A 13,132-nucleotide genomic window follows, 5' to 3' on the forward strand; every position below is an offset into this window, starting at 1 on the left:
ATCTCCTCATCCTAGGTGGGCACCAAGCAGGTACCGAGCGAAATATTCTCAAAATGAGAATTTATCGATCACCGGATGGTGGCGGTGCTGGGCTAAACCTGTCAGCGACAAGCGGGAGGGCAACATGGACGCGCGCAGAATTCGCACCGTAGGCTGGATCGGTCTGGGGAAGATGGGGCTGCCGATCTGCAGGCGATTGATGGCCGCCGGTATCGCCGTGACGGTTTTCGCGCGCAATGATGCCTCTGCAGCGAAGGCCGAAGCCGAAGGGTTCGCCGTCACGCGCAACCTGGCGGAACTCGGCAACGTCGATGCGATCATCTCTGCCGTGCCGGATGATGCCGCACTTTCGGGGATCATGACTCCCGATTTCCTGGCTGGGCTCCGTGCTGGCCGTATATTCATCGACATCTCGACAGTGTCGCCTTCGATTTCCGCCGAAATCGCCGGGAAACTTGCGCTGACGGGGACGCACTATCTTCGCGTCCCGGTCTCCGGCTCCACGGTTCATGCGGCGTCCGGCCAGCTGACAGCCATGGTGTCCGGCCCAAGATCGGCCTTCGACGACGCGCAGGCGCTTCTGTCCGTCTTTTCCGCCAGGCAATTCTACCTCGGGCCAGCGGAGCAGGCGCGCTACCTGAAACTTGCCATCAATTCGATCCTGGCGGCGAACTCGGCCCTGATCGCGGAGGCCCTGGCGATCGGGGAGGCGGGCGGGCTCGGCCGGTCCGATATGCTCGATGTCATGACGCAGAGCGCTATCGCGACGCCGCTGCTCGGTTACAAGAAGGACGTCTTGATCAGGGGTGACTATCCGGCCGCTTTCACGGTCAGCCAGATCATCAAGGATCTCGATCTCGCGCTGGGTGCGGCACGCGCCGATCACATCCCGGTTCCGGTCAACGCGCTCGTCCGGCAGCGCTTCGAACAGGCCTATGCCGAAGGATTGGGAGATGCCGACTTCTTCTGCCTGGCTGGAGCGCCGAAGGCCTAGCCAAGGTCGATCAACCCTACCACATGCTCTGCTATGGCCAGGGATGAGGTCAGGCCAGGGCTTTCGATGCCGAAAAGCTGGACTAGGCCCTTCATTCCGTGTGTTTCCGGCCCGGCGATGAGGAAATCGGCTTCCGGCTCGCCCTGTCGGGAGAGTTTAGGCCGGACCCCGCAATAGAGCGGGTTAAGTTCGCGCTGTGCAATACCCGGCCAATACCGACTGACCGCCGTCCTGAAATGCTCACGGCGTCTGTCGTCCAAGCCGTAGTCCACCGTCTCTATCCATTCCACGTCCGGCCCGAAGCGCATCGTGCCCTGGAGATCAAGCGTCAGGTGAACGCCGAGACCGCCGGGCTCGGGCACGGGATAGACCAGATGCCGAAACGGGGATTTGCCGCCGGCCCCGTAATACATGCCTCGTGCAAAGCGTGTCTCGGGCGCTTGCCAAGCCGTCGGCGCTTCGATCCGATTGCCGAGCTCAGAAGCCCGGAGCCCGGCGGCATTGATGAAGGCGGCACAGCTGAAGCTGTAATGTTCACCGCCTTCGCCTGACGTCTCTACGATATAGCCATTCTGCCCAGCCCGGACGGCGAGAACTGTCGTGTGGAAGACAATTGATCCACCTTGCGCCTCCGTATCAGCAAGCAGCGCACCCATATAAGCACGGCTGTCGAATATGCCTGTGCCAGGCGAAAAAAGCCCGCTCTCGCAGACGAGCTCCGGCTCCAGTTCACGAATCTGATCTCGAGAGAGCCGTCGTAGAGACGTCACGTCATTGGCAACCGCATTCGCCTCGATGGCCGCCAACTTTCCGTCCTGCTCGGAAGAGCCGGCGACGATCAATTTGCCGCAAATCCGATGCGGGACATCGCTACGGATGAGATAGTTCACCAGCATGTCCCGACCCTGGCGGCATAGACGCGCCTTCAGGCTGCCGGGTGAATAGTAAATGCCGGCATGGATGACCTCGGAATTGCGGCCGCTCGTCTCCAGGCCGAAATCGGCATTGCGCTCGATGACAAGCACCTCGTGCCCGCGCAGTGCAAGCGCACGCGCGATTGCCAGTCCAATCGCGCCGCCGCCGGCGATGACACATTCGACCGAGTCCATTGCTTCTCCCTTGGTGAAGCAGAGCCCGGTTCAGACCAAGCGGTCGATCATGGCTGTGCGTTCTGCGGCTTCGCCCGCCAGAGGCGGTGGGGCGTATTCTCTTCATAGCCGAGCTTGTCGAAGCTTGCGACCTCGAGAATCTGCCCCCAGGGTGCCCGGAAGTAGATCCAGTTGAACCCGGCCAAAGGTCCGGCTTCGACGAGATTGGGACCATCGAGCATTTCTACGCCTTGCACCCGCAAGCGTTCCGCCGAGGCATGAACGTCATCGACCTCGAAGCAAAGGTGCATGCCGCCGACTTCCGAAGAGCGCTTGGGCCGCGACTCATTTTCGCCGGCATATTGGAAAAGCTCGACGCTGGTCCCTTCTCCGCAGCGCAGGAAGACCAGGTCGCGAATGGTCGATTGCGCCGAGGCGCCCAGCTTGTTCTTCATGAAATCCTGGTCGACATCGAACGGCCCGGTGCGGAACACCTCGATCGCGCCGAAGACGGCCTTGAAGAAGGCGATGCCCTCTTCGATATCCGGCACGGTGATGCCGATATGGTGCATGCCACGAACTTTCTCCGCCATGAAATCCTCCTGTCAAAAATGCGATTTGAATTCACCTGGAGCATCTGTGGCTCATGCCGCCGGAATACCGAGCGGCCGCAATGACCGATTTAAACATCACGCCGTGCGTCTGCGGACCGCCGTGTAGATCAGCGCTGCGACCACGATCAACAGGCCCTGGAACAGATATTGGTAAGTCTGCGTCAGGCTCAGGAAGGTGATGGCGCTCAAAACCTCCGTCAGCAGGACGGCGCCGAGAACGGTTCCGATGAAAGTTCCGCGCCCGCCGGTGAGGCTCGTGCCGCCCAGCACCACGGCCGTGATGCTGGCAAGCGTATAGCTGACGCCCTGGCGCGGATCGCCAACGCCGATCTGGGTCATCAGCATGACCGCGCCGAGGCCGGTCAACACCGAGCAGGCGACATAACCCGCGATATAGACCAGATCGACACGCGTACCGATCCTGCGCGCCGACTCCTCGTTCGAGCCGACCGCCCGCAAGCGCCATCCGGCCTTCGTCCGGCGCAGGATATATTCGGCAGCCAGGGCCACGGCCACCAGGACGAGGAAGGCGACGGGGAACGGCCCCCACTGCCAGTTGATCCAGTCGGTGACGTCCGAATTGATATAGCCGTCCGGATTGTCCCGCAGCAGGAAGCTCAGGCCCTGAATGGCGATATACATGGCAAGCGTCGCGGCGATCGGCGTGAAATTCGCGTAGCGTATCAGCAGGCCGTTCACGGTACCCGTTATGAAAGCACCCGTGAACATCAGCACGAAGCCCGTCACGATCATCACAGCCGATTGATCGTCATTGACGAAGAACGAGGCTATGACGACAAGGAACCCTGCAAGCGGTCCGACGGACAGGTCGATGCCGCCCATCAGCAACGCAACCGTCTGGCCAAGCGCGATGAAGCCGAGCGCCGTCGCCAGCAGGAAGATGTTGTAGATGTTGTAGACCGAGAGGAAGTTGTCGTTCTGGCCGTTGACATAGAGGCCTAGAAGCACGGTGACCATCGCCAGCGGCACGGCCGGCGCATTGTCGGATTGCAGGAAATGCCGCAGCCCTTTTGCCTGCGGCACCACTACTGTTGAAGCGCTTTCGACGCCGTGCGTGTCCGCCTTGACCGCGGCGGCGACGATCCGCTCCTCCGTGACATCCTCCCCGGTCACGATCTCGACGACATGCCCGCGCGACATGACGACGACCTTGTCGCAAAGGCCTTCAAGTTCGACGGCATCGGAGGAGTTGACGATGACAGGCGTGCCCGCATCCGAAACATCGCGCAGGATGCGATAGATTTCGAAACGCGCGCCGACGTCGACGCCCTGTGTCGGTTCGTCGGCGACAATGAGACCGGGTTTCGACAGCAGCGCCCGTGACATGACCACTTTCTGCTGATTGCCGCCGGAAAGCGACAGGATCGGTGCCTCCATGCTTGGCGCCTTGACCGCCAGTTCGCCGAAGATGGATTTGACCTGCTCATGCTCTTTCCGGCGGCTCATGATGCCGCCCACGGCAAATTTCTCCAGCGCCGAGAAGGTCGCGTTTTCGCGCACGGTCAGGCCGCTTGCGACACCTTCGCGATGCCGGTCGGAGGGCATGAAGGCGGCCTCGTGCATCAATTGCTGCTGATTGAGCCTGCGGCCATGCAAGGTGATGGTGCCTTCTGCCGACTGCAGGCCGGCCAGCACGCGCATCAGTTCCGACTGGCCGTTGCCGGCAACGCCTGCGACGCCGACGATCTGGCCGCGCGGCACATCGAAGCTGATATTGCGGATCTCCTTGCCGCAGAGGCCGGCGACCGAAAAGGCCATCTCCTCGGCTGCGCGTTCAGACTTCGGCGGGAAGGCCGCTTCGAGCGTACGGCCGACGATCAGGGCGACCAGCTCGGCGTCGCTGATGTCGTCCACCAGTGCCGACCCGCGCACGCGTCCGTCGCGCAGCACCGTGACGCGGTGGGCAATCTGGCGGATCTCGGCGAGGCGATGGGTGATGTAGATGACCGAGGTGCCGGCTTTGACGATCTCGCGGATGCGGCCGAACAGCATGTCGGTCGCTTCCTGGTCGAGCGAGGCAGTGGGTTCGTCAAGGATCAGCACCTTGGGCTTCAGCGCCAGCGCCTTGGCAATTTCGAGCAAATGCTTCTGGGCGACCGTCATCTGATCGGCGCGCATGCGCAGCGGCAGCTGCAGCCCGACCGTATCGAGCATCTCTTGGGCGACATCATGCGCCGGACGGCCCGAAAAGACCGAAGCGGGCAGGGCCACGCGGAGATTTTCGAGCACGGAGAGGTCTTCAAGAACGGCGGGATGCTGGAAGCAGATGGCGATGCCGAGGGACGCCGCGACCTCCGGCGTCATCTCTTGGATTTTCTGCCCTTCGAAACTGATTTCGCCTTCGCTGGGCTGCAATGTGCCAGAGATGATGTTCATCAGCGTCGACTTGCCGGCGCCGTTCTCACCCAGGATGGCATGCACTTCGCCGGGATAGAATTCGACATTGACGTCGCGCAACGCCGGAACGCCGGAGAAATATTTGTCGATTCCGGCCAGAGCGATGGTCACGTCGCATTGTGCCAACATGTCCGTCTCGATCGCTTTGGCATCTGCTACCATCATGTCCATGGGTCCACCCTTGGGAAAGGTTGCCCCGGAAGTTTTTTCCTCCGGGGCAGGGTTCATCGCAGCCTGAACTTACTGGCTGACAGCCTTGGCCTGAGCCTCGGCGGGGAGTTCCGACGACATGTAGATCGCGCCCGGCAGATCCTTGCGGCACTGCACTGCATGGGGATTGCCCGACACCGAGTCCTCGAATACCGGCGCCTTGAAGATCTCGTCCTTCGGCGGCGTGCCGCCGGTGGCGAGCGCCACGGCCCATTGCACGGCGAGCCTCACATTGTCATTGCCGGTCGCGACCGTGAACAGCTTGAAGTCCGGATTGCTTGCCTGGTTGGCCTCGAAGAAGCAGCCTAGCGAATTGCCGTCGGACGTGGCGAGCGCCGGGATCGACTTGCCCTGCTTGGTAAACAGCGGCAGTGCGCCGACCAGCGACGGACCGAAGTCGGAGACGATCACATCGATCTTGGCATTCTTGGCGATTTCGGCCGTCAGCACCTTCTGGGTCAGTGCTGGATCCCAGTTCGTAACGTCGAACGGGGCAGGGTTGACGAAGACATATTCCGCACCGAGAACGTTCTTCAGGCCCTTGAGCTCGTCCAGGCCCTGGCTGTTGCCGGCCGGTCCGCTGAGGAACAGCACGTTTCCGCCCTTCGGCAGCACGCCCTTGATCCATTTGCCCCAGTTCTCGCCGTCGTTGACGAAGGACGAGCCGATGAACTTCGAATAGTTCTTGCCTTCCTTGCCGCCGACATTGACGCGATAGGGGACAATGATCTTGCCGGACTTGTAGACGCTGGTGATCGCCGGAAGCACGGCGGGACCGGCATCGCCGAACACGACGAGCGCATCGACGCCCTTGGCCGCCATGCTCTTGATGTCGGAGATCGATTTCAGCGTATCGCCCTGGCCATCGGCATATTCGTACTTGGTGATGCTGGGGCAAAGCTCGACCGTCTGCTTGCCCGAAGCGGTGGTCACCTGGCGCCAGCTGTTGCCGCCATAGCCGTCGAGCAGTGCGAGCGTCGCCTTTTTCGGGCCGCACCAGCTGGGTGTCTCGGCTTTGGCGAGGTTGGCGCTGCCGACCGCCATCATTGCGGCCGTCACGGAGAAGGCCAAACTTTTGACGATAGAACCGTATTTCATTTCTGTTCCTCCACGTTTTTTGTTCCAGTCGTTTTTCTTACGTTCACCCGCCAGCGGAGCGAGTAAACACCGATGCCAAAACCCAGCGCCAAGGCCTGGATGATGGTTTGAGCCGAAAACGGCACGCCGACCGAGAGTGCGAATTGGCTCAATTGGTTCAGGAAGAAGGCAGCGATCACCGTCGAGATCGGATAGCCCCGGCCGCCGAGCAGCGAGGTGCCGCCGAGCACCACGACCGCGACCGAAGGCAGCAGCAGGCTGTCGCCCTGGAAAGCCGTCGGCTCCCGTGTAATCCCGGCAATCAGAGTGCCTGCCATGCAATAGAGAAGCTGCGCTGAGACATAGGCCATCATCTGATGCTCTCGCACGCGCAAGCCCGCCGCACGCCCGGCCCTCGGATTGGCGCCGATTGCCTCGAAGCGCCGGCCGGCGACCGTCTTCTTCAGCACGAAGGCCACCACGGCCAAGGCACCGAGGGCGAAATAGACCGAGTTCGGAAGCCCCAGCGATTCGCCGCCGGCGATATCCGCCAAAAGGTTGGTGGTGATCGAGGGAACGCCGCCCGACACCGCAAACACAGCGCTATAGAGCAGGGCATTGGTGCCGATGGTGGCGATGATCGCGTTCAGCCCGAAGAAGCTGACGAGGATGCCATTGAGGAAGCCGGCAGCGAGCGCAAAGGCACCCGACACGAGCACAGCCTGGTAGAGCAGCGCGTCATTCTGCTGCGGATAGTGGGTTGCGACCACGACGGCGAGCGATACGGCGCCGGGCAGCGACAGATCGAAGCCGCCTTGCTGCACCACCAGCAACTGCCCCAGCCCGACAATGGCAATGATGGCCGCGAAGGGCAGGCTTCCCGACAGCGCGCCTCCCGAAAGGCTCGACGGCGCGAAGATCAGGCAGATGACGAGAAGAACAAGCGTCGAGAAGACGACGGTCACAAAACTCCTGGCCAGCGGCATGGGCAGCAGGTCCTGCCTGGGAAGCGCTTGAGCAGCCATGGGGGTCGCGTTCATCTCAGTTCGCTCCTCGTCGCAAAACCTTCACGGCAGAACCTTGGCGGCACGGAACCTGTCGAAGGCGTCGGTGAAAGACCTGAGCGAGTTCTGGTAAGCGGAAAAGCCCATGTCGCGGCTCTTGGTCATGTCGGTGAAATTCTCGATGACGCGGCCAAGGTCGGCATCGCTGTGCCACCAGGAGGCCACGGTGTTCAGCGGGTTGCCCTGCAGCCCGTGCCTGGCGACGATCGCGTCCCAGACCGGCTCCATGCCCTTCATCTGTTCGTCGAGCGGCTGCGCGTGGCCGGGATAGGCGGCTGCCGCGAGGCCAAGATGCTCGGCGAGCTTCGGCCAGAGCCAGTTCCAGCGAAACACTTCGCCATTGACGATGTTGAAGGCATTGTTGCGCGCGGCAGGCTCGGTCGCCGCCCAAAGCAGGTGCCTTGCGATGATCCGGCCATCGGTGATGTCGACCGGCGCCTCATATTGCTGCGGCGAGCCGGGGAAGACGAAGGGACGGCCGGTCTCCCGGCAGATGGCCGCATAGGCGCCAAGCGTCGCCGCCATATTCATCTGGTTGCCGACCGCATAGCCGATCAGCGTGTGCGGCCGGTGCACCGACCAGCCAAAACCCTGGCGTTCCGCTGCAGAAAAGACTTCGTCTTCCTGGTCGTAATAGAAATTCTGGTAGGAGAGCCGCGGCTGCTCCTCGCGGAACGGCGTGATCGGCTTGGCCTTCGCATAGGCCTCGAACGGCCCCATATAATGCTTCAATCCGGTCACCAGCGCGACATGCCGGACCGGCTTGCCTTCGACGGCCTGAAGCAGGTTGCGCACCATGCCGGCATTGACGCGGCAATTCTCGGCCTCGGTGGCCTGCCGCAGCCAGGCGGTGATGAAGACGTCGGTGAGGGCTACGTTTTTCAGGGCCTGCTTCACCGCGCCGGCATCCGTCAGGTCGACAGCGATGTGTCTGATCTCGCCGGGCAGGTCATGCGCATGGCGGGAAATGCCGCTGACGATCCAGCCTTCGGCCGTCAGCCGTTCGGCCAGATGACGGCCGATAATGCCGGAAATGCCGGCGATAAGCGCGTGGCGAGCCATCAGTTGAGCCCCTCCATATTGAGCGTGACCTTGATGCAGGCCTGCGGGTTCAGTCCGAGCTGGAAGGCCTGCACGGCGTCGGCGAGGCTGAAATGATGGGTCTGGATCGGCGACAGGTCGATGCCTGTGCGCTCGAGAAAGCGGATGGCGGCCGGCCAGACGCCGGGCGAGCCGATGCAGCCGCGTATGGTCAGGTTCTTCATCTGGATAAGGCCGAGATCGGCGGAAATCTTCTGGCCGATATTGATGCCGACCATCGACATCCGGCCGTCTTGGCCGACATAGTCGAAGGCAGCCGCCAGCGAGGCGCTATGCCCCGAAGCCTCGACGACGAGATCCGCACCCCGGCCCTGCGTCACCTCCTTGATGCGCTCGGAGGCAACCGAGGGATCGAGCGCTTCCGTGGCGCCAAGCTTCAGTGCGATGTCGCGGCGGGTCTGGATCGGATCGACGACGATGACATTGGCGCCCATGCCGATGGCCGCCGCCGCGGAGACAAGGCCGATCGTGCCGCCGCCCGAGACCACGACCGTTTCGCTGGCATTGGTGCCGCCCGAGCGCAGCACGGCATAGAAGCCGCAGGTAAACGGCTCTATGAGCGCACCGCGATTGTCGTCGACGCTATCCGGCAGCTTGTGCAGCCAGTCGGGATTGACGTTGAAATATTGCCTGTCGGCGCCATCCATGGAGAAGCCGAAATGGTGCAGCCGATCCGGTGTCCGCACCACGCATTCGCCGACGACACGATCGCCGACGCGGAAATTCTTCACGCCCTTGCCGACCTCGACGATCTCGCCACACCATTCATGGCCCGGCGTCACCGGATAGGAGATCGGAATGATGTAGCGTCCGGCGAGGAGCTCATAGTCGGAATGGCAGATGCCGACGGTACGGGTGCGCACCAGGACTTCGCTATCCTCCATCACTGGCATCGGGGTGTCGATGACGACCGGCTGGTCGGGTTTCTCAAACACAAGTGCCTTCATGTCGGATCTCCCTGGACGTTGACGACCGCACCATCCTGCGCCGCCGAGGCGATGATGGCTTCGAGGATGGCGATATTGTTGATCAGATCGTCGCCGGTGATCGGGTAGGGCGCTTCGCCGCGTACAGCGCGGGCAAAGGCCACGAGATTGTCGCGCACCGGTTCGGCCGGCGGCACTTCGGTGACGGTGATCGGCGAGTTGGTTTCTGCCGAGGTCACCACCCAGCCGTCGGGCGCTTCGACATGCGCCTTGTCGCGGATGTCGATCCAGCCCTTGGTGCCGTAAAGCGCAAAGCGCGAGACGAAGGGGGTGACCAGCGTCGCCGAAATATAGGCCGTTCCGCCGGACTTGAAGCGGATATGGGCGCTCATCGTGTCGCCCTGCGGAAATGCCGAGCCGAGATTCTCGCAGGAAACGCGCACGTCGCGCGCCGGCCCGAACAATGCCGCCGAAAGGTCGGTCAGATGAATGCCGGTCGCGGTCATGCCGGCGACGGGCGCTTCGGCTGCGTTGAGGCGCCAGTTGTCGCTGGCGAGCGTCAGGAACTTGTCATGGCTGAAATTGGCCTCGATCTGCAGCAGTCGACCGAGCCTGCCCGCGCGTGCGGCCTCGATCATCTGCGCCACCGGCGGTTCCCAGCGGCGCTCATGGCCCATTCCGAGCACGAGGTTCTTCGACCGGCAGGCATTGACCGCGGCTTCCGCACCCTTGCGGCTATGGCTGAGCGGCTTTTCGCAAAAGACATGTTTTCCCGCAGCGACGGCGCGCTCGATCTGCTCGGCATGCAGGGAATGCGGCGTCGCGAGAATGACGGCTTCGACGCCGGGATGGGCCAGCGCTTCCTTGTCGCTGGGATAGCAAAGCAATCCGTTTTCTGCGGCAAAGGCGGCGCCGGCAGGATTGGGTTCGGCGGCGCAGACGATTTCGATATCGTCCGATGCCTTCTTCAGCACGGCGGTCATCTTCCTGCCCCACCAGCCGAGGCCGATAATAGCGACTTTTACAGGCGTCCTGCTCATGGCACTCTCAAACTGTGACGAGGATTTTCATGTGGTTGACGGACTTGTCGAGAAGGGCGTCGAAACCCTTCTCGACGACATCGTCCGCCGCAATCTCGGCCGTGCAGATCTTCTCGACCGGCAACAAGCCCGCTTCGACCATGCGGATGATGCGCGGCCAGCTCTGCACCGGGTAGCACCAGGTTGCTTCCAGCGTGATGTCCTTCAAGGCCCAGAGCATGGCATCGATCGAGGCCGGCTTCATATGCAGGCCGGTCTGCACCACCTTGCCCTGGCGGCGCACGCAAGCGGCACAGCTATTGAGGCTCGCTTCGAGGCCGACGCATTCGATGGCGACATCGACGCCGACGCCTTCCTCGGTATGCGCCTTGATGAAGGCAGGCACGTCTTCCTTGGTCGGATCGAGGCAGATGGCGTCGGGCACCAGCTGTTTCGCCAGGTTGCGGCGATAGGCATTCGGCTCGCTGACGAAGATGACGGCAGCGCCTGCGGCCCGGACCGCCAGCAGCGCCAGCGCACCGATCGGGCCGAGACCGGAAATCAGCACCGTCGATCCCGATGTCACGCCACCGCGATCGGCGGCATAGACGGCAACCGCCGCCGGCTCGATCATGGCCGCCTGCACATTGCTCACACCCTTCGGCACCACCGCGACATTGTAATCATTGACCACAGCCAGTTCCGACATGCCGCCCCAGGCCCAGCTCAGCCCGACGCAGCCCATCTTTTCGCTGAGATGATAAAGGCCACGGCGGCCGTAATAATCATCGCGCGGCGAAATCAGCGGCTGGATCGAGACGCGGTCGCCGACCCTGACATTGGATACATCAGATCCTTTGTCGGCAACCACGGCGCTGAATTCATGGCCGAGGATCTGCGGATTGGTGGCGCCGGTATAGATATGCGGCTTTTGCGGCGTCACGATCGGACCGGCTATATATTCATGCAGGTCGGTGCCGCAGATGCCGGTCACCAACGGCTTGATCAGCACGTCGTGAGCACCGAGTTTCGCCGACGGCGCAGGCACGTCTTCGACACGAATATCCTTGGCTGCGTGAAATCTCACGGCTTTCATAAAGCGCACTCCTGAGGCAGGTTCATATCAGCACCATTCCGCCATCGACCATGTAGGTCTGCCCGGTCACGTAGTCCGATCCCGTCGATGCGAGGAAGGTCGTGACGCCGGTAATGTCTTCCGGCCGCGCATAGCGGCCGGCCAGGATCGACTGGCTGAATTCATTGATGGCCTGGTCCGGCTTTTCCGTCAGGCCGAGCGTGACGAATTCGCGGTCAAGCTGTTCCCAAAGCTCGGTGCGCACGACACCCGGCGCAAACGCGTTGACGGTAATCCTGTCGGCGGCCAGCGCCCGTGCGGCCGCTTGCGTCAGCGCCGCAACGGCAAATTTCGAGGCGCAATAATGCGCGAAGAGCGGATAGCCCTGCTTGCCGGCAATCGAAGCCGTGTTGATGATCTTGCCGCCGCTGCCCTGGGCCTGCATCTGCCTTGCGGCTTCCTGGGTGCCGACCAGCACGCCGAGCCCATTGACATCCATGATGCGGCGCCAGTCCTCCTCGGTCACGTCCATGAATTGGCATGTCTGGCTGATGCCGGCATTGTTGAACATCACATCGAGCCGGCCGAAAGCCTCGACGGTGGCGGCAATCATCGCCTTCGTGCTCGCCCTGTCCGTGACATTGACTTCGGCTGCGATAGTACCGCCGCCGATCTCCGCAGCCACCTTTTTCGCAGAATCCAGATTGAGGTCCGCGACACAGACCTTCGCGCCGTTCCGGGCCAGATCCCGCGCGATTGCCGCGCCGATCCCGCGGCCCGCGCCGGTGACAATGATCGATTTCTCGCTAACCGTGCCCGACACCGCGTCCTCCCTGACCGATCACGGATTTCCTGGTAATACTTGCGTTTGTCAGCCGTTTTCGCCAGCTGCGACGCGAAATATTGCGCGACATGCTCCTCTGACCGCCGCATTTTGATCCTAGCCAAAAGGTTCGGTCCGCCCTGCTCTAATTTTCTCAAAATGAGAATATTGGCGGCAGGCCGGAATAACGGATTGGGGATCGGATTCTGCCTATCCGAGCAGTTATTTGCGCAGGCCAAGGGCCAGATGTGTCGTGGTGGAGGTCGGCGTCCGATGCGGGCGAAAGGCGATCGTGCCGAGCCATCTCGGTGCTCCGAAATCGCAAACTTGCGTTGTTGGTGCGTGCCCATGATGCTCGGCGGAAATCATATCAAGAAATAGAGTATCCCGACGACTCCGAAGACCGTCAACGGCTGAAAGATCTGACTGAAGATCATGTCGCGCAGGATGATCGCCGGACTGGAAACGGTGACCGCGGGCGACATCGCCATCGACGGACGGCGTGTCAACGACCTGGAGCCCAAGGATCGCGACATCGCCATGGTGTTCCAGAACTATGCGCTCTATCCACAGATGACGGTGGCGCAGAATATGGGCTTTGCGTTGGAACTCGCCGGCCGCAGCAAGGCGGAAATCAAGTCGGAAGTGGCGAAGGCGGCGGAAATCCTGTCGCTTACCCAGCTCCTCGACCGCAAGCCGGCGCAGCTCTCCGGCGGCCAGCGC

At 62.1% G+C, this 13,132-nt stretch carries 12 protein-coding genes and 1 pseudogene; 2 read left to right on the top strand and 11 right to left on the bottom strand.

Going from position 1 to position 13,132, the window contains the following annotated elements; all coding sequences use genetic code 11:
• The first annotated feature begins 124 nt into the window (after nucleotides 1-124).
• On the top strand, nucleotides 125-994 hold the full coding sequence (locus AC1D06_RS19090; protein ID WP_477987457.1) for an NAD(P)-dependent oxidoreductase: 870 nt from the start codon (nucleotides 125-127) through the stop codon (nucleotides 992-994).
• On the opposite strand, the gene AC1D06_RS19095 is transcribed toward AC1D06_RS19090, so the two are convergent.
• The 11 genes and pseudogenes from AC1D06_RS19095 to AC1D06_RS19145 all read right to left on the bottom strand — a co-directional run.
• A complete protein-coding gene (locus AC1D06_RS19095; RefSeq protein ID WP_477987458.1) occupies nucleotides 991-2,103 on the bottom strand; it encodes an NAD(P)/FAD-dependent oxidoreductase in 1,113 nt (370 codons plus the stop codon). The genes AC1D06_RS19090 and AC1D06_RS19095 overlap by 4 nt on opposite strands.
• 47 nt (nucleotides 2,104-2,150) lie before the next feature.
• Nucleotides 2,151-2,675, bottom strand: a complete 525-nt coding sequence (locus AC1D06_RS19100; RefSeq protein ID WP_477883097.1) for a VOC family protein — start codon at nucleotides 2,673-2,675, stop codon at nucleotides 2,151-2,153.
• A 96-nt stretch (nucleotides 2,676-2,771) separates the two neighbouring features.
• Nucleotides 2,772-5,285 carry an ATP-binding cassette domain-containing protein gene (locus tag AC1D06_RS19105; RefSeq protein ID WP_477987459.1) on the bottom strand — a complete coding sequence of 838 codons (2,514 nt, stop codon included), beginning with the start codon at nucleotides 5,283-5,285 and terminating at the stop codon, nucleotides 2,772-2,774.
• 69 nt (nucleotides 5,286-5,354) lie between these two features.
• Nucleotides 5,355-6,422 (bottom strand): substrate-binding domain-containing protein, encoded by a 1,068-nt coding sequence (locus AC1D06_RS19110; protein ID WP_477987460.1) that lies wholly within the window; start codon nucleotides 6,420-6,422, stop codon nucleotides 5,355-5,357.
• Nucleotides 6,419-7,441, bottom strand: coding sequence for an ABC transporter permease (locus tag AC1D06_RS19115; protein WP_477987461.1), 1,023 nt, complete (start codon nucleotides 7,439-7,441; stop codon nucleotides 6,419-6,421). The genes AC1D06_RS19110 and AC1D06_RS19115 overlap by 4 nt, the downstream gene beginning before the upstream one ends.
• Before the next feature lie 27 nt (nucleotides 7,442-7,468).
• Nucleotides 7,469-8,527, bottom strand: coding sequence for an SDR family oxidoreductase (locus AC1D06_RS19120; protein WP_477883104.1), 1,059 nt, complete (start codon nucleotides 8,525-8,527; stop codon nucleotides 7,469-7,471).
• Nucleotides 8,527-9,513 (bottom strand): zinc-dependent alcohol dehydrogenase, encoded by a 987-nt coding sequence (locus AC1D06_RS19125; RefSeq protein ID WP_477883106.1) that lies wholly within the window; start codon nucleotides 9,511-9,513, stop codon nucleotides 8,527-8,529. The genes AC1D06_RS19120 and AC1D06_RS19125 overlap by 1 nt, the downstream gene beginning before the upstream one ends.
• Nucleotides 9,510-10,532, bottom strand: a complete 1,023-nt coding sequence (locus tag AC1D06_RS19130) for a Gfo/Idh/MocA family protein (protein ID WP_477987462.1) — start codon at nucleotides 10,530-10,532, stop codon at nucleotides 9,510-9,512. The genes AC1D06_RS19125 and AC1D06_RS19130 overlap by 4 nt, the downstream gene beginning before the upstream one ends.
• A 7-nt stretch (nucleotides 10,533-10,539) precedes the next feature.
• Complete coding sequence (locus AC1D06_RS19135; protein WP_477987463.1) at nucleotides 10,540-11,607, bottom strand: zinc-binding dehydrogenase; 1,068 nt, start codon at nucleotides 11,605-11,607, stop codon at nucleotides 10,540-10,542.
• Nucleotides 11,608-11,629: 22 nt separating this feature from the next.
• On the bottom strand, nucleotides 11,630-12,409 hold the full coding sequence (locus tag AC1D06_RS19140; RefSeq protein ID WP_477987465.1) for a glucose 1-dehydrogenase: 780 nt from the start codon (nucleotides 12,407-12,409) through the stop codon (nucleotides 11,630-11,632).
• A gap of 365 nt (nucleotides 12,410-12,774) precedes the next feature.
• Nucleotides 12,775-12,849 (bottom strand): annotated as a pseudogene (locus AC1D06_RS19145) (amino acid ABC transporter permease); the annotation flags it as partial.
• Between AC1D06_RS19145 and AC1D06_RS19150 the strand changes: the two are divergent.
• Nucleotides 12,845-13,132, top strand: a 288-nt coding sequence (locus AC1D06_RS19150) for an ATP-binding cassette domain-containing protein (protein WP_477987466.1), incomplete at its 3' end; no start/stop codon positions are given. The pseudogene AC1D06_RS19145 and the gene AC1D06_RS19150 sit on opposite strands and share 5 nt — an antisense overlap.

It is taken from the genome of Rhizobium sp. P2_G2 (genome assembly GCF_056403555.1).